Below are 19,988 nucleotides of genomic sequence, written 5' to 3' on the forward strand. Positions count from 1 at the left end.
GAACCACTTCATAAAGCCCGTGAAATTTGAAAAAGCTGTGATCTGGATCAATCCGTTGTATCCGAGTATGTAGTAAAGGTTAGTATGTTGAAGGTTGGTCATCTGTTTATTATTAACTGAAAAGGAATATGAGCCATGAAGAACTTCCTGTTTTCTGTGATGACGGTAATACTCATGTTGTTATCCGGCCAGGTATCAGCAGCCGGTCTTTCCAATACCGTTAGAGGTGGTGTGTTCGCAAACGACGTGGGCACCATTGGCGTTGTTGAGTATGAAAAGCTTTTCGGTGATCGTATCGCTATTGGCGCCAGGTTGGGCGCGCTGGACTATACCTACGAGGATTCCAGTTACGAAGAAACCGGTGAAGGTACTGGTGCCGAGGTATTGTTTCGACTGTATCCGTCCGGAGAAGGCTTTAAGGGCTTCTACTTTGGTGCCGGCCTGGGTTATTGGCACAGCGAATGGGAGTTCTACGAGTCCGACTTGCCGTTCAATTATTATTATGGATCCGGCGAGACCGAGTCCATCAATTTGAATGTCGGCGTTGGCTGGAAGATTCCGTTGGGTTCTCGTCGAATCTACCTGGATCCCTCGATACACCTGGGAAATTACTTTGGCATTAGTAACGAGTCCGTTTATTACGATGCCTTTGGTAATGCCTACTACGATGACGCTGAACCCGAGCTGGGCCTCTATATTATCGGCGGAATCGCGTTTGGTGTCGCCTTCTGAGTCGGCCAGGTCTGGCCAGCCACAAAGCCGGGCAGTTCAGCCCGGCTTTTTTGTGGAAAATTGCCCGGTCACGGAAACCGGTCGGTGTTCCGGGTATCAATGTGTTCCGGTTTCGTCTTGCACCGCGCTGCGGGTACAATCAGGCATTCATTACTGTACCGGTCTCGTGTTGAATAGCGCATGCCTATAAGCCCACCCCGATCGAACCCGTTTTCCGACGATATTTCCGACCTGGTGCAGCAGTGGCAGGAGCTGGTCGATAATGGTCTGGAAATCGAACCGGGTGACTGGCAGGGATCGCTGGAACGGGTGTGGTCCTGTTCCGATTTTGCCGCACGCCTGTGTTTGCGTATCCCGCAACTGCTGGTTGATCTGCACACAAGCGGTGATCTTTATCGCCCGTATGATCTCCACGAGTTCAGGCAGTCCCTCAGCGGGCTCGCGAATTTTGACGGCACCGAGCCCGAGCTGAAGCGCGAGTTACGACTCCGGCGGCAGCGCGAGATGTTGCGCATTGCCTGGCGTGACCTGGCCGGCTGGACCGATTTGCAGGAAGTCATTACCACCACATCGGCGCTGGCTGACGGGTTAATAAGCGCGGCAACGACATGGGTGCAATCAGAACTGACGGGCAAGCATGGTCAGCCTCGTGAGCAGATGACCGGTGAACCCGCGCAATTCGTGGTCCTGGCCATGGGCAAGCTTGGCGGTGACGAGCTGAACTTCTCATCGGATATCGACCTGATTTTCTGCTATAGCGATGACGGTGAAACTGAACCGACCAATGATTCGCAAAGACAACTGAGCAATCATGAATATTTTGTCCGTCTTGGACAGCGATTGATCCAGTTGCTGGACGACGCCACGGCAGACGGCTTTGTTTTCCGTGTAGACATGCGCCTGCGGCCGAATGGCAAGTCAGGTCCATTGGCAATCTCTTTTGATGCAGCCGAGAATTACTACCAGTCCCACGGTCGTGAGTGGGAGCGCTATGCAATGATCAAGGCGCGTTCATGCCTGAACAACACCGCCGGTGAAGAATTGCTGGCGATACTCAAGCCTTTTGTTTATCGGCGCTACCTGGATTACGGTGCGCTGGAGGCGATTCGCTCGCTTAAAGCTGATATCAATGCCGAGCTCAAGCGCCGTAATCTTGAAAACAGCATCAAGCTGGGTGCCGGTGGTATTCGTGAAATCGAGTTCATCGCCCAGGCGTTCCAGCTGATTCGCGGAGGGCGTGAACCGATGTTGCAGCAACGGAGACTTCTGCCGGTCTTGCAGCGTCTTGGTACCGACAACGTATTGATACCCAATGCTGTCGAAGAACTGCAGCAGGCCTACGTGTTTCTGCGCAACAGCGAACATCGTCTGCAAATGTACCAGGACAAGCAGACCCACAGCCTTCCCGATGATGAAGCCGGGCAGCATCGCCTGGCCTATGCCATGGGATTCGACAGTTATGAAGACTACCTGAAACAACTGAACCTGCACCGGCGTCGCGTCCACGGACACTTCTCCCAGGTATTCACTGCCCCCCAGGAAGAAGAATCTGCCGATGACAGTCACGGCATGGCGGCGGTATGGATGAACAAGCTTGATGAGGCCCCGGCGATGGCGATGCTGGAGCAGCAGGGGTTCCATGAGGACCCGCAATCTGTTCTTCACATGGTCAATGGTTTTCGCAATGGCCACAGTTACCAGGCGTTTTCGGCTGCCGGGCGCAAGCGTGTTGATCGGCTGATGCCGTTGCTGCTCAATGCCGCAGCATTGGCGCCACATCCGGAAGTGACTTTCTCGCGCCTGATCCGGTTGCTGGAATCCATTGGCAGGCGCTCCGCCTACCTGTCGCTGATGTTTGAAAATCCCATGGTGCTGTCGCAACTGGTGAAGCTGTGCGCCGCCAGCCCCTGGATCAGTGAATGGATTGCATCACGCCCGTTGCTGCTTGATGAGTTGATTACGCCAATGGATGCGTTTCAACCCCGGCAGCGCGGCACCATGCTGGCAGAGCTGGCCGGGCTGGTATCCGTTGCTGACAGTGATGACCTGGAACGGCAAATGGAAATCCTGCGGGAGTATGTCAATCGACGCGTATTACAGGTGGCGGCTGCGGATATTGGCCCTGGTTTGCCGGCAACGGAAGTGGGTCGGCAATTAACGTCTATTGCCGAAGTCATGATCGAATACTCGTTGGCCCTGGCGTTGCAGGCGCTTGAACAGCGCCATGGAAGCCCGGTATGCAGTTACCCGGATCACAACAGCCGACCCGGGTTTGCCGTCATCGGATATGGCAAGCTGGGTTCGGTCGAGCTGGGTTACGGCTCTGACGTAGACGTTGTGTTTCTGTATGACGACTGTGATGGCGCCAGCCAGGCCGAAACGGACGGCGAACGCTGTGTCGCCAACGAAACCTTTTTTGCCCGGGTTGGTCAGCGGTTGATCCATATCCTGACTACGCGCATGACCGGTGGCATTCTTTACGAGGTGGATATGCGCCTTCGGCCATCGGGCTCGTCCGGCCCGCTGGCTGCGGGCCTTGTCGCTTTCGAGCGCTACCAGGCGGAAAAGGCCTGGACCTGGGAGCACCAGGCGCTGGTGCGGGCGCGGCCGGTTGCAGGGGATCGTGGCGTCGCCGGGAAGTTTGCCGAAATCCGGCGCCGGATCCTGTGTCGCCAGCGGGATCCGGATGAACTGGCGTCCGAAGTGGCCGACATGCGCAACAAAATGCTGGCTTCACAAAAACCGCACGAGCCCGGGTTGTTTGATGTCAAGCACGACCGCGGTGGTATCGTTGATATCGAATTTATGGTGCAATACTGGGTATTGCGCTGGGCGCGAACGTACCCGGCGCTGATTGAGCATACAGACAATATTGCCATCCTCGAGGCATTGGCTGCAGCCGGGTTGCTGGATTCTTCGCAGACCGGGTTGCTGGGTGAGGCCTACAGCTATTATCTCTCGGTCGTGTATCGGCTCAAGCTGATGCAAACCGGTCCCTATGTGGACGTGGCATCACTGGGTGCCAATCCGGAGCGGGTGGCAGCGGTCTGGAATTCGTTATTTTCGGCAACAGCAGACTAGCTTGTTGCACAGGTTTTTTGTGTAAGGAGTAATAATCCATGTCCATGGCTGATCGTGATGGCGTGATCTGGTACGACGGTAAAATGGTGCCCTGGCGCGATGCGACGACGCACGTACTGACCCATACCCTGCATTATGGCATGGGTGTGTTTGAAGGTGAGCGCGCCTACAAGACCGACAAGGGTACGGCGATTTTCCGTTTGCAGGAACACACGGAACGGTTGTTCCGTTCTGCCCATATCATGGGCATGAAGATTCCGTACAGCAAGGACGAGATCAACCAGGCCACGCTCGCAGCCGTGCGCGAAAACAAGCTTGAAACCGCCTACATCCGGCCGATGGCATTTTATGGTTCCGAAGGTATGGGCCTGCGCGCCGACAACCTGAACGTGCACGTCATCATTGCTGCCTGGAGTTGGGGAACGTATCTTGGTGCTGATGGCCTGGAGAAAGGCATTCGTATCCGCACCTCATCGTTCACGCGCCATCACGTGAATATCACCATGTGCAAGGCCAAGGCCAACGGTCATTACATCAACTCCATGCTGGCACTGCAGGAAGCCATGCGTGACGGTTACGACGAAGCACTGTTGCTGGATGTCGATGGTTTTGTTGCCGAAGGCTCCGGTGAAAATATCTTTATCGTTCGTAACGGTGTGATCTACACGCCCGAGCTGACCTCGGCACTGGAAGGCATCACCCGTGACACCATCATCACGCTCGCCGCCGAAGCCGGTTACCAGGTTCGTGAAAAGCGCATTACCCGCGACGAAGTCTATGCCGCTGACGAAGCATTCTTCACCGGTTCTGCTGCCGAAGTTACGCCCATACGCGAATACGATAACAAGATTATTGGCAATGGTGGTCGTGGCGCCATAACCGAGGTGTTGCAGACCATGTATTTTGACCAGGTGCATGGTCGCCGCAAGGAACATGCCGAGTGGCTGGCACACATTTAACATCCCTCGTCTGACATGACCGGTATGCGGGAGGCAGAGCATGCAAGCAGAAACAAAACAAGCCAACTCTGAAGTACGATATGAAATCACCCTCGATGACCTGCCATTGCATTGTCCGATGCCCGGCATGTCCACATGGAACTCGCACCCCAGGGTGTTTCTTCCTATTGAGGAAACCGGTCATGCGCGCTGCCCTTATTGCAGCGCAGAATACGTGCTGACCGATCAAGCTACTGATTAGGAATTTCTCGCGATATTGTGAACAACTCCACACGTATCCTGGTTGTGGGTCCGGCATGGGTCGGTGACATGGTCATGGCCCAGTCCATGTTCAGGTTAATCAAGATGCGCGAACCGAAAGCAACAATAGACGTGGTGGCGCCGGCCTGGACCAAACCGTTGCTGGCGCGTATGCCGGAAGTTAATGAAGCCATTGCAATGCCTTTGGGTCATGGACAGTTGCAACTGGGCTTGCGCTGGAACCTGGGTCGGCAGTTGCGCGACCGCCATTATAATCGTGCCATTATCCTGCCGCGTTCGTTCAAGTCCGCTATTACCCCCTTCGCTGCAAAAGCTGCGCTTCGTACCGGATATATCGGTGAAATGCGCTGGGGCCTTTTGAACGATGCCCGGCGCCTCGACAAGGATGCTTTGCCACGCACGGTGGATCGATTCAATTACCTGGCGCTTGAGCCCGGCGAGGAGTTGCCGGAAATTACGCCATTACCACGGCTTGTTACCGGTGTCGATGAAGCCGAGGCGCGCCTGCAAGCGCTGGGCAGTGCCCGTCCTGATTCGCCGGTGCTGGGTTTGTGCCCGGGCGCAGAGTACGGCCCGGCCAAGCGCTGGCCGGTGGAGCACTTTGCCAGTGTTGCCCGCAGCATGCGTGACCGCGGCTGGGCGGTCTGGTTGTTTGGTTCCGGCAAGGACGTGGATGCCACGCGCGCCATTGCCGAACTAACCGGCGAAGGCTGCCTGGATCTTGGTGGCAAGACCAGTCTTGGTGAAGCCATTGATCTTATGGCTATGTGCACTGCTGTTGTCAGTAATGATTCCGGGTTAATGCATGTGGCCGCAGCAACAGATCGGCCGCTGGTGGCCATATACGGTTCATCTGATCCCGGGTTTACGCCACCATTAAATGAGAAGGCCAGTATCCTGAGGCTGGGCCTGGATTGCAGTCCATGCTTCCGGCGCGAGTGCCCTCTTGGTCATACGCGTTGCTTGACCGAGATTACGCCGGAACAGGTCATCGGTGCCTTGCAGAGGCGCCAGGTCTGATGAAACGTGTACTTGTGGTCAAAACCTCATCTCTTGGTGATGTTATTCATACTTTGCCGGCGATAACTGATGCCAGTCGGCAGTTGCCCGGGCTGCGTTTTGACTGGCTGGTGGAAGAATCGCTGGCTGAAATACCGGCCTGGCATCCGGCTATCCATGAGGTCATACCGGTGGCGTTGCGTCGTTGGCGCGGGAGCCCGCTGAAAACCTGGCGGTCCGGTGAATGGACCACATTCAGAAACAGGCTGCGCCAGTACGACTATGATTGCATTATTGATGCCCAGGGACTGATCAAAAGTGCCGTACTGACCCGCCTGGCTAAAGGTCGGCGCTGTGGGTTGGCGGCAAAGGCCGCGCGTGAACCGCTGGCCGCCTGGGCGTATGATGAAAAGCATGTCATTGCCCGGGGTCAGCACGCCATTGACCGGGTACGGCAGCTGTTCGCTGCCTGTCTTGACTATAATGTTCCGGCCACTGGGCCGGATTACGGTATAGACCGGCAGCGTGTTATGCCCGGACAAGCTGTTACTGGAACCGCGCCCTACCTGGTATTTCTGCACGGTACCGCGTGGACGACCAAGTTGTGGCCGGAAACCTACTGGCAGACATTGATTCGACTGGCAACAGCTGCCGGTTACAGGGTGTACCTGCCCTGGGGCAATGATTCTGAATATGATCGCGCCTGGGCGCTGGCCAGGACAAGTGACAAGGTAACGGTATGTGATGCGATGAACCTTGTGCAGTTGGCACAACTGATCGCCGGCAGCAATGGTGTCGCCGCTGTCGATACCGGTCTTGGACATATGACTGCTGCGCTGTCGGTACCGGCGGTAACGGTATACGGGCCAACCCGCCCGGGCCTGACCGGTACGCGCGGCAATCATCAACGACACCTGGAATCCGTGTATCACTGCGCGCCGTGCCTGAAGCGCAAGTGCAAACAGCCGGCACTGCAGGCCGCCTGGCCACCATGTTTTGCCGAGCTTGATCCTGACCGGGTCTGGCAGTTATTACTTGAAGAAATGGAGTCGCGCAACTGATGTCCAGTTATCGCCTGGCCTTTGCCGTGTCAATGTATTTTGACTATGGCGGCATGCAACGCAGTATGTTGCGTATTGCTCATGAGTGCGCCCGGCGTGGACATGACGTCCACATCTTTACAGGTAGCTGGACTGGTGACAAACCTGAATATGTCACTGTCCATGAACTGGATACGCGCGCTTTCACTAATACCGGAAAAAACGACGTACTTGCCGCGAAACTGAAACAGGCCGTTGCCGCTGAGCATTTTGATTGCGTGGCCGGCTTTACCAAGATTCCGGGACTCGATGTCTATTATGCCGGCGACCCGTGTTATGCCGCCCGCGTCAATGAAGACAAGCGTTGGTGGTACAAACTGTTGCCTCGTTACCGCGCATTCATTCGCCAGGAAGCTGCAGTATTCAATCCGTCGGGCAATACCGAGTTCATGTTGATAGCCCACCAGGAAAAGAAGAAGTTTATTGATTACTACAAGGCCAGGCCGGAGCGTTTTCACCTGTTGCCGCCAGGCATCAACCGTAACAAGTTGCTGCTGGAGCTGATCAGTCACGATGCCCGCGAAGAGTTACGTGATCATCTTGGTATCGCAGCCAATGACAACATGATCCTGCTGGTCGGTTCACGTTTCCGTACCAAGGGCGTGGATCGGGCGCTGCATGCGTTTGCATCACTGGCGACAGCGCAAAGAGAAAAAAGCAAGCTGGTGATAGTTGGTGGTGACAGGCAGGCGCCCTATGCGAAGCTGGCGAGAAAGCTGGGAATTGAACACCGTGTTGTGTTTACCGGCGCGCGCGACGATATGGCACTGTTTTATGCCAGTGCCGACTTGTTATTGCACCCGCCCTACAGCGAGAACACCGGCACCATTTTGATCGAAGCCATGTTGTTTGGTCTGCCGGTGCTTGCTACCGATAATTGTGGCTTTGCTTTTCATGTACGCAATGCCAATGCCGGCCTGATTTGTCCTTACCCGTTCCAGCAACAAAACCTGAACCGCCTGCTGGCGGAAATGTTGACATCGAAGAAGTTGCCGCAATGGCGTAACGGTGGTCGAACCTATTGCGATATCACTGACCTGTACAGCCTGATTGAGCGGGCCGCGGACGTCATTGTCGATCGCGCCAGGCGCAATGCGCAGTCACGCCGCGGAGGCGCGGTGTGATATTTGTGCGTGAGGAAGTGCGCCAGGACTTTCCGGAAACCACGGTGGCCGGGTTTATGGCCATTGACAGCGAGACCGTCAAGCACGTGGTGGCTGACCGGCGTACGTCGCATTTTTATCGAAACGGGCGACACTACTACATGAAGGCACACCACGGCATTGGCTGGGGTGAAATCCTGAAAAACCTGGTGACCTTCAAGTTGCCGGTGCTGGGTGCACGCAGTGAGTGGCAGGCCATACGTGCCCTCGAGCGCCTGGGCGTGGCGACCATGCGCATCGCCGCCTATGGCGAAACCGGGTTCAACCCGGCGGCAATTCAGTCATTCCTGGTTACCGATGCCCTGGAGCAGACCGAGGACCTGGAGCAGTGGCTCCCGGGCCTGGACCTGGCCCGGCCCGCCGATGTGCGCCTGAAGCGCGCCATTATTGCGCGCATGGCCAAGGTTGCCCGAATTCTCCATGGCAATGGCCTGAATCACCGCGATTTTTACCTGTGCCATTTCCGTATTGATCTTTCCGAAGGAAAACCGGTCGAGGACAACCTGCGCCTGTACCTGATGGACTTGCACCGGATGCAGCAGCGTCACAAAACGCCCGAGCGCTGGGCGGTCAAGGATGTGGCCGGGCTGATATACTCCGCCTTCAATGTGCGTGGACGACCGCTTTTCAGTCGCACCGATATTGCCCGCTTCATTCGCGCGTATGAATCTTCTGATTTTGGCAGTGCTTGTCGAAGTCACCGGAAATTCTGGCAGCAGGTTACCGCGCGAATTCGCGGGTTTGCCCGGCGCAAGCAGTATAGCCGCGCGGAATTGCCGTCGTGGCTGAAGTGACACCAAGCAAGAACTTTCACCTGGAGCAACACACACGTGGTTGAAAGATTCAATCCGAATCTCGAATTCTCCGACAAGTACGATGACCCACAGGATTCATCATATCGCTTGAACAAACGAGTCGGTGCAGAGGTGGTTGCGGTGGCGTGTCACGCCCGGGTATCGCCATCGGCAACGGTACTGCCGGAATATTTATCAGGCGCCAGGAGGGCGCGTATATCCCGGTTACAACATGAATGTCTTTATTCAAAACACGTACCAGCTGCAAAAAAGTACCAGTGATGACAATGACCAATATCAATATTGACTTCTCCCTGTCAATGCCGGTATCGCTGGCATTGACTGATGGCAGCATACTTGTGTTGAATGAAAGCCGTCGTGTATTGCCGGGACGGAGGCTGGTAGCCAGGGCGCAATGGCAAGATCGTGAAGTGTATGCGAAGTTGTTTGATGAAAGCGCAACGGCACGACGCGAGTTTGATCGTGAGTGTGCCGGTGCCGCGTTGTTGAAACAGCATCTAATCGCGGCACCGGAACTGCTTTATACCGGCATGATCAGCGAGCGTTACCCGGTCATGATTTATGCCTCGCTGGATCCCTGCCAGACTGCGCGCGAAGCGCTTTCTGTTGATGCGCCGGAAACGCCGGAAGCGGGGGTGCAACGACTCAAACAACTGCTGACCCTGCTGGCACAACATCACGCGGCCGGCCTGTACCAGCAGGACATGCATTTGCGCAACTTCCTGTTCAAGGCAGGGATTGTCTATACCATGGATGCCGGCGACATTGTCTCAACTGATGCGCCGCTAGCCTTTTCGTTGGCGTTGACAAACCTGGTTGAGTTCCTGTCATTGATACCGGCTGTGTATGAGCCCGGGCTGGATGAGTTGATAACCTGTTATTTCGGTCAGCGCGCACTGCCGGTGCCCGACCTGGCAGCATTACGGCACCGTGTCAGGCAGGAGCAATACCGCCGTAACCGTCGTTACCTGGACAAGTTGTTTCGAACCAGCAGCGCCCATGTGGCCAGTCGCTCATTCAACCGTTTCGAGGTGGTCGCCCGGGACCTGCCCGAAGCTCAGCAACGTGCACTTGCCGGTATCCAGGAGATGTTTTCTGGCCCGGCGTCATTCCTGAAGCGGGGTAACAGCGCGACCGTGATTCGGGCATCACTTGCCGACAGGCAGGTGGTGATCAAACGCTACAACATGAAAAGTCTGTGGCACCGGTTGCGCCGGTGCCTGCGCCCAAGCCGGGCAGCGCAGTCCTGGCGCAATGCACACCAGTTACTGAGCGTTGGCATTGATACAGCGCAGCCCCTGGCTATGGTCGAATCGCGATTCGGACCGTTGCGTGGACGAGCCTGGCTGGTGATGGATTGGCTGGATGCGCCACACGCACTGGACTATTTTGCCGACGCTGACGTCAGCGAGGAGGACAAGCAGCAATTGGCGCAACGCCTGGTGGCCCTGCTGGAACGGCTGGCGCAGCAGGAAATCGTGCACGGCGACCTGAAAGCCACCAATTTCCTGGTGGTGCGGGGTCGGCCGGTGTTGATCGACCTTGATCCAATGCAGTGGTTGCCCGGCAGCCCGGAGTTCGGGCGGCGGTTTTCACGTGACCTGACCCGGTTTCGGCAAAATTGGCAAAACCGGCCGGAGTCATCGTTGTTTAACCGGCTGCTGGAGGCAAGCCCGGTACTGCATCCGTTCCTGTAAGCCCGGCCGCAGCCGCTTCCCGGGATTTCGGTTATCATAACCCCGTTTTTTCGTCGACGAGCTTCAAAAATGATCACTCTTGGTCTATCCGGTTTGCGCAATCATGATCCCTCTGCAGCGACAGTTGCTGACGGCGAACCTGTCGTAGCCGCTGAAGAAGCACGTTTCGTTCGCGACAAGCATGCCAAGGGGTGGTTCCCGGTGGCGCCAGCCCGGTTCAGCCTGGACGTAGCCCGGGTCAAGCCGGCCGCAGGTTATGTCGGCACCGTCCTGGGCGCCGTATCCTGTGTAGCAACGCAGGAAGGCGACACTGTCAGCAAGATGGAACACGTGTACCTGGGCCCGAGCTGTACTGCCGGACAGTGTCGTGCTGCCTGCGAAGCTCGCCAATCAGGGCCCAGGTGGCAGGGTAGTGAAAACGCTGCTGTCAAAAGCGCGGAGCTGCTGGCTGCAGCAACCCGCTGGCCTGGTTCCGGGGGCGTATGGAGCCTGGTTCGCACGCGCCGGGAAATCGCAGCATCCTGGCTAACCCGAACCATCGAGGTATGGCGGATCGCGTTAACGCGCAAATCAAGCACCGTGAACACTGGCATCGGTTTTGCCCGGGTGTGCCGAACCGTGTTGCTGCTGATATCATCCGGACGGATCACCCGGTGTCTTGCATGACCCTTGCTCTTGATGTGAGCCCGGCGTGGAAAGATCGTATTGTCGAGGTCGTGCACGAAGATGGCGCGGTGCGAGTGAAATTCGTCACCCGCGATACCAAAGCACGGTATTACGAGCTGATCGAAGAGCGGCTAAAACATACCGGAAATGGTGTCATGGTCAATACCTCGTTGAACCATCGTGGTACACCAATGGTGTGCAGCCCGACTGCTGGCCTGAGCATGTTTTTCGGATCAGGCCTGCAATACCTGATTATCGAAGACGTGCCGGTTACAAAGGAATTATGAACATCCTGGTGATTCACAGTCGCGATCTCGAGAAAGGCAGTACCCGGTTTCGGGTAGTGCAGTACCAGCCATGGTTGCAGTCGCAAGGCGTGCACGTTGACTACGTTAATCGGAAGTTGCTGGGCAAAATGCTCAACCGCATCAGCGATTACGATGTCATCATTAACCAGAAGTGCCTGTTGCGCATGGGGCTGCAAAAACAGCTTCGCGCACATGCGAGGCGCCTGGTGTTTGATTACGACGACGCCATTTATACGCGACCTGGCAAGCCCTATGGACTGATTACCGGTTTTCGTGTTCGTCGGCGCATGGCTTACTGGATGCGCCATGCCGATATTGTTACTACGTCCAGTGAATACCTTGCCAATTATGCGCGAAGGTACCAGGACGACAGTCGTGCCAGGGTGCAGGTATTGCCCATGGGTGTCGACCTGTCATTGTGGAGCCCCGATACATCGCGCCGGTCAGAAAAAATCGTACTGGGCTGGGCCGGGGCGCCGGTCAACCTGAAGCACATTGAGCGACTGGAACCGGTGTTGAAGGCGGTACTGGATCGACATAGCAATGTCGAAGTAGCGGTGTTTTCCGGTGACAAGCCGAAATTGTCGATACCGCATCGCTACGTTCCCTACCGCGATGGCGGTGAGCCGGAATTCATCCGTGGTCTTGATGTTGGTCTGTTGCCACTGGTAGATGATGAGCATGCACGCGGCAAGTCACCCATCAAGGCTATTCAGTACCTGGCCTGCGGCGTACCGGTCGCAGGTAATGTCTACGGCGCCACTGCCGAAATAGTGAACAGCGATAACGGCATTGCTGTAGAATCCGAATCTCAATGGCTGGATGCGCTGGAACGACTGATAACAGATGCCGGCCTGCGAAAAAGGCTGGGTGAATCCGGTCGACAACATATTGAACAACATAACGATCGCTCGGTCTTGCAGCAGCAACTGCTAAAAGCTGTCAGCGGTCGAGAGTACGGAGAGTAACCCGGTTGGCAAATATCATCACCCGTTTGTTGAACAGCGCGATGCTGGGTCGAGGCGGAAACCTGCAATCGTTTGAAGATCCGTATCAGGCGGTGGCCCGACTGCTGCGTCACGAAAACGTGACCGGCATACTCGATGCCGGCGCCAGTCATGGCAGGGTAACGGACCGATTCATGCGCCTGTTTCCCGAAGCCCAGGCCTACGCCTTTGAGCCCAATCCCATGTACCGGGATCGCCTGGAAGCGCGAGCAGCGCAGGACAAAAACTTCCATCCGCAGTATTACGCGTTGTCGGACAAGCCCGGATCGCTGGAGTTGCATGTAGCCGAGTCACCGGGTATTACCTCGCTGTTCAGGCCATCAGCCAAGTTGCATGACATGTATCCGGACAAGGCCAGGGAAAAACAGGCGATTATTGTTGATGTCACTACTATTGATGAATGGGCCAGGAACCTTGGCAACCCGGAAATCCAGTTCATGAAGTTCGATATCCAGGGCGGCGAAGTCAATGCGCTGAAGGGTGCGGCAGATACTATCGCACGCGGCACAAAGCTCATTTATACGGAAATCCTTTTTAACTCGCTTTATGATGAAGGTGGCCTGTACACGGATATCGACCGGGTGCTGCGCGACTACGGGTTCCAGATATACAATATCTACAAGCCACGGACTGACGACCAGGGCCGCATTATGTGGGCCAACGCGATCTTTACCAGGCAGATTGATTAACGACCGGTACACTATCAGGATGTAATCATGTTGAAAAAGCTGAAACAGTATTCCCACAGGTTGATGGCGCCACTGCATCGAAAGGAAGCCATTCGCCAGATTCGACAAATGGAAAAGAAGCTGATTTCGCCCAAGACCCGTTTTGCCATTCCATTTGTGTTTCGTGGCAAGGGGTTGTTTCGCCGTATCGAGCCAAGGCAAAACCCGTTTGAAATCGAATCATTGTATGACCGGGTCGCCGAACTGAAACCGCAACGGGTGCTGGAAATCGGTACCGCCCGCGGCGGCACCTTGTACCTGTGGATGCAGGCGGCCAGCGCTGATGCAGAACTGGCCAGTGTCGATCTTCCCGATGGCGATTTTGGCGGCGCTTACCCCCTGGCACGCGTGCCGTTTTACCAGGCGTTTCCTCGTCCTAACCAGAAACTGACCCTGCTGCGCACAGATTCGCACCTGCCGGAGACACTGGACAAGGTGAAGGCATGTTTCAGTGCGCCGGTTATTGACTTTGCGTTTATTGATGGCGATCACACGTATGAAGGCGTAAAGCAGGACTTTGAAACTTACGCGCCACTGGTAAGAAAGGGCGGCCTGGTAGCGTTTCATGATATCCTGCCGCGCCCGGCTGAATCCGGCATCAAGGTGGATCAGTTCTGGAATGAAATCAAGAATAACTATGAATACGAAGAGTTTATCGGTTCACCGGAAACCGGTCGTGCCATTGGCATAGGCCTGCTTCGTATCAAGTAATCTGTCCACGGTGTTACCGGCGCAAGGTCCTGTATAAAAGCACCTGGCCGGATTTGCCGGCAAACTCCCTGACCAGTTCGCCGGCGCTTTCCGCATTGATCTTGCCTGTATCCGTCTTGCGACCAGCCTTGCCGACAATGGCGAAGTAATCTGATTGCCGAATTTTTTTCCAGCTGTTGTAGCCGGGTCCAATGGCAATGTTCCGGCTGTCTTTTGCCATATGACTGTGCCCGGCATGGTACAGCAGGGTTGTGCTGTTGCTGGCAATAACGGCACTGTGATCAATGTTGCCGGCAATCCAGTCAGCAGCTTCACGAATATGCGGTTTGGACTCACCGTGGGACAGTTGTTGCAACGCCGATACAGTAATGAACAGTACGACAATAACTGAAATGGTTTTCATGCCTTTGCCGGCAAGCCGGAAGTTGTCGGCAAGGTAATTCAGCGAATACACCGCCGGGAATAACAGCATTACCACCACTGACAACGTATAGCGACCAACCACAAGATGCGTGGTTAACATGCTGCCAAACAGGATTAACAGGTTGAGGCCGACGATCATTACGAACAGGCGTCGTACATCGGGTTGATTGAACGGCGGCAACTTCAATAATCCGTGGATCGACAGTGCGCCGTAAATAATGGTTACCCGGTTGATAACAGTCTTGACCAGGATGGCAAGGAAGCCGGACAGGATAAACAGCCAGGCATCGTCCGCGTTGTACTTTACCAGTACACCGGTGCTGACCATGTCCGCCTTTTGGCGCAACGCGGAAAGAAAATAAGTGCTGCTTTGCATGAAAAATTTGAGGCCGCTGGTGTTTTCCGGGACAACGCGGGTATACCAGAAATACATGGCAACCAGGCCGCCGGCTGCAAACACCAGGCCCAGTGTCAGTAACAGCTTCCAGTGACGGGATAACGGTCCGGTGGCTGCCAGCAGCAGTATCGGCAGGGCTGCGACATAGACCATGCCCTCAAAACGAAACAGTCCGGAAACAAACAGTCCGGCAATGGCAAAATACAGCCACCGCCGTTCGCGGCGCAGTGCATACACCAGCAGGTTGCCCATGCCCAGCGTGAAAAACGCGACAAAACCGTGGTCACGAATAATCATGCTGCTGTATTTCAGCAATGCCGGGTGCAGCAACAACACCACGGCGGCGATAGTCATGATCTGCCGGTCTGCGCCCAGGCGGTAAATGGTGACCAGGAATGCCCAGGCAAAGACAGCAAACAACAGGCCGTTGACGATGTAGGCGGAGGCGACAATGCCCGGTGCCAGCAGCGCCTGCACTAGGGCGATAAGCATTGAATAAAGCATCATCGAATACAGGCTGAAGGCATATTGCCAGTCGCCGTTGATGATGGCGTCGGCCATTTCCAGGTAGCGAATGGCGTCATTGTTCACCACCGTGTCACGCACTGATTGCCAGGCCAGCAGCACAAGGCCGATGATCAGCGTCAGTATCAGGATGCGGCGGAAGTCGCCAGGGGTAACCGGGTTTGCCTGCATGGGGTTTTAGGTCGCGGCTTCAGATTAAGGTGGCGGCAGTATATCATTGGCCGCCGATTTCGCTCAAAATCCGCTTATGCAACGCTTACTGTACAGCATCGTGTTTTACCTGGTTTCGCCCCTGTTTATTGTGCACCTGCTTGTGCGTGGCCTGGGTAACCCGGCTTATTGGCGGCGATGGCCGGAGCGTTTTGGTCTTGGGTCTGCCGTGAACACACCCGGCTCCCTGATCTGGATTCACGCCGTATCCGTGGGCGAAACCCGTGCCACCCAGCCCCTGGTCGCGGCGTTGCGACAGCACTATCCCGACCACCGTATCCTGTTGACTACGACAACACCGACCGGGTCGGACCAGGTACGGCTGCTCTATGGTGACACGGTCGATCATTGTTACATGCCCTACGACCTGCCCGGCGCGATTCGTCGTTTCCTGCGACGTTGGCAGCCATCGCTGGCCATCATCATGGAAACGGAAATCTGGCCCAACCTGTTCCAGCAATGTCGTGCGCGTAATATCGCGCTGTGCATGATGAATGTGCGTATATCGGACAAATCATTCGGGGGCTATCAGCGTTTCGCGCCCCTGGTGAGGTTGGCACTTTCCGATGCGGCACTGATCATGGCGCAAACCGCAACAGACCGGAAACGCTTGCAGGCCCTGGGCGCCAGGAGTGACAGCCTGCATGTTACCGGCAGCATCAAGTACGATCTCAGTGTCAGTGACGAGGTGCGAATCAAGAGCCGTGATATCCATGAGCAATGGGGTACACGCCGTGCCATCCTGCTGGCCGCCAGTACCCATGATGGTGAAGAACAACAACTGTTGACGGTATACCGTCGGCTGAAACAGCAATATGGCAACTTGTTGCTGGTATTGGTGCCACGACATCCCGAGCGTTTTGACGCCGTAACCCGGCTGGCGCAGTCGGAGAAATACAAGGTCATGCGCAGAACCCGGCAGCAGGGACAACCGCTGTCCGCTGACGTCGATATACTTGTCGGCGATACCATGGGTGAACTGCAGGCGTTTTACGGTGCCTGCACGCTGGCATTTGTTGGCGGCAGCCTGGCGGAAATTGGCGGACACAATATTCTCGAAGCCGCTGCCCTGGGCGTGCCCACGTTGGTCGGTCCGCATGTAAGCAACTTTCGCGATATCACCCGCGACGCGGTTGCCGAAGGCGCCACCGTGCAGGTGGACAATGCCGACCAGCTATTTGATGTTATTGATGGACTGCTGGCTGATCCGGCAGCATGCAATGCCATGGCCAATGCCGCGCGTGATCTTGTTGAAAACAACCGTGGCGCACTGGCCAGCAGCCTGCGATTGATTGAATCGGTTTATCCCGGTGCAAAAACCGGGATCAGTGAATAACCACCGGTCGTGGTTCGCTCTGGCTGACGCGTCGATCTACTGCCGAGCCATGATGGCTGATCATGTGCCAGCTGCCGTTGGCATAATGATAGATGTTGGTAGCAATTACCGGCGGGTGTTCGCGATCATCTTCAGGTATGGTCAGGTACTCATGCACCACTGACACAACAATGTCACCATACTCAAGCCGGTTGCGGATCTCGATTTCAATTTCGATTTCCGGCGCATTGTCAAAAATCTCTTCCCAGCTGATCAGGATACTGTTGAGGTCACCGAGTTCAGGTGTCATCGGGTGCACGCAGTTGATTTCACCGTGACGAAACCAGACTTCTGACATGGCTTCCATATCGCCTTCCTGAAACGCCTGGTAAAACGCGTCTTCAACATCGTCAACAGTTTTGAATATTCGGCTCATCGGATGGCGTCCCCGATTTCGTACAGGTCGTTATCGTTCAGCGAGCCTGCCAGTTGCTTGAGCTTGAGCAGTGCCTGTATCACATCATAGCGTGCATTGGCGTAATCGCGGCGTGCGGCAAACAGGTCCCGTTGTGCATCAAGCACATGCTGGTTGGTATTGATACCGGCGCGAAAACCGGCAAGCTTGGCGTCGATGACACTGTTATGCGCCTTGACCGACTGCGCCAGTGCATCGAGCTTGCGTTTGCCACTGGCCACGCTTTGAAACGCTTCGCGGGTGTCGCGCACCAGTTCTCGCTTCAGCTGTTCCTGTTGTTGCTGCTCGGCTTCGTAGCGTAACCGGGCTTCGCGTGTCTGGATCAAGGTGCTGCCACCCTGGAACAGGGGCAGCTTCAGTTCCAGGTTGTACTCGGTGGCTTCGTAATCGGTTTCGGTATCCGGCAGCGCCAGGCTGCCATCAGCCTTGCGCCGGTAACGCTCACCACTGACACTGAGTCGCGGGTAGTGACCGGCACGCTGGCGACTGATTTCCTGCCGGGCGGCATCGGTCCCGGCTTCGCCTGCCAGTAGCGCGGCATTGTGCTGCATTGCCTGCTCAATCCAGTTGTTCATGTTGTCCGGCTCGGGATTCGGGATCACAAAATCATCGCGCAACGGAATTACGTCGTCGATGGTTTCGCCACTGAGAATATGCAGGTCATCACGGGCTCGATCCAGCGCTACCTGCCGTTCAATCACGCGCGCATCCACCAGCGCCAGCCGGGCCTCGGCTTCATAGGTTTCGGTCACCGCGGCCATACCTACCTCAAGCCGCGCCCGTGCCAGTGCTGCCTGTTCCTTCAGTGCCGCCTGCTCGGCCTGGGTCAGCGCCAGTTCCTCGCGCGAGCGCAGAAAGTCAAAGTAAATACGGGTAACCCGAAGAATAAGGCCCTGCCGGGCGGCGAGCAGTTGTGCATCGGCCCGGCGCCGAATAGCGCCGGCCTGCGACAAGCCGGCAAAGGCACGGGCATCAAACAGTGTTTGGTCAACGGTAAGCGAGTACGAATCCGCCTGCGATTCGTTGGTGGCGACAGTTTCGGTTGTGCCGCCCGGGTTGGTGGTCAGGCTTTCTTCCAGGTGTTGCCGGTTGGCGCTGGCATTGACTTGCGGCAACAGCGCACTGCGCGCCAGCGGCAATGCCTGGCCATCAGCCTCGGCTCGCTGACTGGCGGCGAGGTAGGCCGGGTCACGGGTGATGGCGGTGCGGTACAGTGTGCGCAGGTCCCAGGCGGTGCCGGGAACGGGTTCGGCGGCCACTGCGGCCAGGTTGAGCACCAGGCCGGCGGCCAGCATGGCGCCGGCCAGCATTGACCTAGTAGGTTTCCATGTACGGATCAAGTTGCCGTGCCCAGGCGTCAATGCCACCACGCAGGTTGTGCAGGTGTTCAAACCCGGCGCGTTGCAGCATGACCGCAATATGTTGGCTCCTGATTCCATGGTGACATATCACCACGGTTTCGCGTTGCGGGTCCAGCTCGGTGAGGCGGTTCATGACTGAACCCATAGGCATGTGTACCGAGTCGGGTAATCGACAGATGTCACATTCCCAGGGTTCACGGACATCCAGAATCAGAGGTTTATCGTCGCGGTCCAGGCGTTGTTTCAACTCCTGGACCGTCAGCTGGTTGATCATGCGCCGCTGTCGGGCCAGGTCCTAGAACTGAAACTGCCTGGAAGGGATGGCGTTTTTCAGTGGCGGCAGCGAGGTTTCAAACAATACCAGGCTGCCCCAATGTTCGTCATTAATGCGTGTTACCAGGCGCGCTTCCATCACCGGCGCATCACCGATTACGGCAAACAGGCGACCACCCTTGGTGAGCGTTTCCTTGAAGCTTTCCGGCAAAACCGGCAATGACCCGGTCAGCACAATCACGTCATAAGGCTGGTGTGAATCCCAGCCGCGGGCGCCGTCACCCTGTTCAATAGTGACGTTGGTAATGTCGTGCGCTTTCAGGCGGGCTTCGGCGGCTGCTGCCAGGTCAGCATCCAGTTCAACGCTGTATACGTGTTTGCCCAGTTGCGCCAGCAGTGAGGTCAAATGACCGGAACCGGTACCAATTTCGAGGATCGTGTCTGTCGCCTTGATATCCAGCGCCTGCAGCATCTTGCCTTCCATTTGCGGAGTAAGCACATACTCGCCATTGCCCATGGGGATGGCAGTATCGGAATAGGCGCAATTTTTGAAGGCTTCGGGCACGTAGTCTTCGCGCGGCGATCCGGCGAACACTTTGAGCACCTTGTGATCCAGCACGTTCCAGGTGCGAATTTGCTGTGAAACCATGTTATGGCGTGCGATGGCGGTATTGGACTGGGTCATGCTGCTCTCCTGGTTCATTATTATGGCAGGGGTCGCCATTAGACTGCTCGCAGGCTGGATAGACTACGATCTTTGGCCGGCATCGGCAAGAAACCGC

The 19,988-nt window shown here is 56.1% G+C and carries 19 protein-coding genes; 14 read left to right on the forward strand and 5 right to left on the reverse strand.

What is annotated here, in order from left to right; genetic code table 11:
* Positions 1–135: 135 nt before the first annotated feature.
* The 13 genes from OEZ10_00925 to OEZ10_00985 all read left to right on the forward strand — a co-directional run bounded on the left by OEZ10_00925 (position 136) and on the right by OEZ10_00985 (position 14,227).
* Complete coding sequence (locus OEZ10_00925) at positions 136–732, forward strand: hypothetical protein (GenBank protein ID MDH5631535.1); 597 nt, start codon at positions 136–138, stop codon at positions 730–732.
* Between the two features lie 180 nt (positions 733–912).
* Positions 913–3,813, forward strand: coding sequence for a bifunctional [glutamate--ammonia ligase]-adenylyl-L-tyrosine phosphorylase/[glutamate--ammonia-ligase] adenylyltransferase (glnE, locus tag OEZ10_00930; GenBank protein ID MDH5631536.1), 2,901 nt, complete (start codon positions 913–915; stop codon positions 3,811–3,813).
* A 38-nt stretch (positions 3,814–3,851) separates the two neighbouring features.
* On the forward strand, positions 3,852–4,772 hold the full coding sequence (locus tag OEZ10_00935) for a branched-chain amino acid transaminase (GenBank protein MDH5631537.1): 921 nt from the start codon (positions 3,852–3,854) through the stop codon (positions 4,770–4,772).
* A 40-nt stretch (positions 4,773–4,812) separates the two neighbouring features.
* On the forward strand, positions 4,813–5,013 hold the full coding sequence (locus tag OEZ10_00940; GenBank protein MDH5631538.1) for a zinc-finger domain-containing protein: 201 nt from the start codon (positions 4,813–4,815) through the stop codon (positions 5,011–5,013).
* Between the two features lie 17 nt (positions 5,014–5,030).
* Positions 5,031–6,053 carry a lipopolysaccharide heptosyltransferase II gene (gene waaF / locus OEZ10_00945; protein MDH5631539.1) on the forward strand — a complete coding sequence of 341 codons (1,023 nt, stop codon included), beginning with the start codon at positions 5,031–5,033 and terminating at the stop codon, positions 6,051–6,053.
* Positions 6,053–7,093, forward strand: a complete 1,041-nt coding sequence (gene waaC / locus OEZ10_00950; protein MDH5631540.1) for a lipopolysaccharide heptosyltransferase I — start codon at positions 6,053–6,055, stop codon at positions 7,091–7,093. The genes waaF and waaC overlap by 1 nt, the downstream gene beginning before the upstream one ends.
* The gene (locus OEZ10_00955; protein ID MDH5631541.1) at positions 7,093–8,256 is read left to right on the forward strand and encodes a glycosyltransferase family 4 protein; all 1,164 of its coding nucleotides are present in this window, start codon (positions 7,093–7,095) and stop codon (positions 8,254–8,256) included. Before waaC ends, OEZ10_00955 begins: the two co-directional genes overlap by 1 nt.
* A complete protein-coding gene (gene rfaP, locus OEZ10_00960; protein MDH5631542.1) occupies positions 8,253–9,089 on the forward strand; it encodes a lipopolysaccharide core heptose(I) kinase RfaP in 837 nt (278 codons plus the stop codon). Before OEZ10_00955 ends, rfaP begins: the two co-directional genes overlap by 4 nt.
* A 287-nt stretch (positions 9,090–9,376) precedes the next feature.
* Positions 9,377–10,807: a hypothetical protein gene (locus OEZ10_00965; GenBank protein ID MDH5631543.1), complete on the forward strand. Its 1,431-nt coding sequence runs from the start codon at positions 9,377–9,379 to the stop codon at positions 10,805–10,807.
* 482 nt (positions 10,808–11,289) lie between these two features.
* Complete coding sequence (locus tag OEZ10_00970; protein MDH5631544.1) at positions 11,290–11,760, forward strand: hypothetical protein; 471 nt, start codon at positions 11,290–11,292, stop codon at positions 11,758–11,760.
* A complete protein-coding gene (locus OEZ10_00975) occupies positions 11,757–12,749 on the forward strand; it encodes a glycosyltransferase family 4 protein (GenBank protein ID MDH5631545.1) in 993 nt (330 codons plus the stop codon). The genes OEZ10_00970 and OEZ10_00975 overlap by 4 nt, the downstream gene beginning before the upstream one ends.
* Positions 12,750–12,754: 5 nt before the next feature.
* Positions 12,755–13,477: an FkbM family methyltransferase gene (locus OEZ10_00980; GenBank protein ID MDH5631546.1), complete on the forward strand. Its 723-nt coding sequence runs from the start codon at positions 12,755–12,757 to the stop codon at positions 13,475–13,477.
* A 27-nt stretch (positions 13,478–13,504) separates the two neighbouring features.
* Complete coding sequence (locus OEZ10_00985) at positions 13,505–14,227, forward strand: class I SAM-dependent methyltransferase (GenBank protein ID MDH5631547.1); 723 nt, start codon at positions 13,505–13,507, stop codon at positions 14,225–14,227.
* Between the two features lie 13 nt (positions 14,228–14,240).
* On the opposite strand, the gene OEZ10_00990 is transcribed toward OEZ10_00985, so the two are convergent.
* Positions 14,241–15,743: a hypothetical protein gene (locus OEZ10_00990; GenBank protein MDH5631548.1), complete on the reverse strand. Its 1,503-nt coding sequence runs from the start codon at positions 15,741–15,743 to the stop codon at positions 14,241–14,243.
* Between the two features lie 76 nt (positions 15,744–15,819).
* On the opposite strand from OEZ10_00990, the gene waaA reads away from it, so the two are divergent.
* The gene (gene waaA, locus OEZ10_00995) at positions 15,820–17,118 is read left to right on the forward strand and encodes a lipid IV(A) 3-deoxy-D-manno-octulosonic acid transferase (GenBank protein ID MDH5631549.1); all 1,299 of its coding nucleotides are present in this window, start codon (positions 15,820–15,822) and stop codon (positions 17,116–17,118) included.
* Here the strand turns inward: waaA and OEZ10_01000 are convergent.
* From OEZ10_01000 to OEZ10_01015, 4 genes are read right to left on the reverse strand one after another with little or no spacing between them, the layout of a single operon-like run.
* Positions 17,108–17,533: a nuclear transport factor 2 family protein gene (locus OEZ10_01000; protein MDH5631550.1), complete on the reverse strand. Its 426-nt coding sequence runs from the start codon at positions 17,531–17,533 to the stop codon at positions 17,108–17,110. The two genes, waaA and OEZ10_01000, sit on opposite strands and share 11 nt — an antisense overlap.
* Entirely contained in the window at positions 17,530–18,882 is a 1,353-nt protein-coding gene (locus tag OEZ10_01005) for a TolC family outer membrane protein (GenBank protein MDH5631551.1), read from the reverse strand. Before OEZ10_01005 ends, OEZ10_01000 begins: the two co-directional genes overlap by 4 nt.
* 4 nt (positions 18,883–18,886) lie before the next feature.
* Entirely contained in the window at positions 18,887–19,204 is a 318-nt protein-coding gene (locus OEZ10_01010) for a rhodanese-like domain-containing protein (GenBank protein ID MDH5631552.1), read from the reverse strand.
* Between the two features lie 24 nt (positions 19,205–19,228).
* Positions 19,229–19,891 carry a protein-L-isoaspartate O-methyltransferase gene (locus OEZ10_01015; GenBank protein ID MDH5631553.1) on the reverse strand — a complete coding sequence of 221 codons (663 nt, stop codon included), beginning with the start codon at positions 19,889–19,891 and terminating at the stop codon, positions 19,229–19,231.
* Positions 19,892–19,988: the final 97 nt, after the last annotated feature.

This window comes from Gammaproteobacteria bacterium, from assembly GCA_029880545.1.
Classification (GTDB): Bacteria; Pseudomonadota; Gammaproteobacteria; order Acidiferrobacterales; family SZUA-150; genus JAOUOD01.

Coding starts and splice junctions, on each gene's coding strand:
- OEZ10_00925 (MDH5631535.1), top strand. CDS start 136: ATGAAGAACTTCCTGTTTTCTGTGATGACGGTAATACTCATGTTGTTA.
- glnE (MDH5631536.1), top strand. CDS start 913: ATGCCTATAAGCCCACCCCGATCGAACCCGTTTTCCGACGATATTTCC.
- OEZ10_00935 (MDH5631537.1), top strand. CDS start 3,852: ATGTCCATGGCTGATCGTGATGGCGTGATCTGGTACGACGGTAAAATG.
- OEZ10_00940 (MDH5631538.1), top strand. CDS start 4,813: ATGCAAGCAGAAACAAAACAAGCCAACTCTGAAGTACGATATGAAATC.
- waaC (MDH5631540.1), top strand. CDS start 6,053: ATGAAACGTGTACTTGTGGTCAAAACCTCATCTCTTGGTGATGTTATT.
- OEZ10_00955 (MDH5631541.1), top strand. CDS start 7,093: ATGTCCAGTTATCGCCTGGCCTTTGCCGTGTCAATGTATTTTGACTAT.
- OEZ10_00965 (MDH5631543.1), top strand. CDS start 9,377: ATGACCAATATCAATATTGACTTCTCCCTGTCAATGCCGGTATCGCTG.
- OEZ10_00970 (MDH5631544.1), top strand. CDS start 11,290: ATGGAGCCTGGTTCGCACGCGCCGGGAAATCGCAGCATCCTGGCTAAC.
- OEZ10_00975 (MDH5631545.1), top strand. CDS start 11,757: ATGAACATCCTGGTGATTCACAGTCGCGATCTCGAGAAAGGCAGTACC.
- OEZ10_00985 (MDH5631547.1), top strand. CDS start 13,505: ATGTTGAAAAAGCTGAAACAGTATTCCCACAGGTTGATGGCGCCACTG.
- OEZ10_00990 (MDH5631548.1), bottom strand. CDS start 15,743: ATGCAGGCAAACCCGGTTACCCCTGGCGACTTCCGCCGCATCCTGATA.
- waaA (MDH5631549.1), top strand. CDS start 15,820: ATGCAACGCTTACTGTACAGCATCGTGTTTTACCTGGTTTCGCCCCTG.
- OEZ10_01000 (MDH5631550.1), bottom strand. CDS start 17,533: ATGAGCCGAATATTCAAAACTGTTGACGATGTTGAAGACGCGTTTTAC.
- OEZ10_01005 (MDH5631551.1), bottom strand. CDS start 18,882: ATGCTGGCCGGCGCCATGCTGGCCGCCGGCCTGGTGCTCAACCTGGCC.
- OEZ10_01015 (MDH5631553.1), bottom strand. CDS start 19,891: ATGACCCAGTCCAATACCGCCATCGCACGCCATAACATGGTTTCACAG.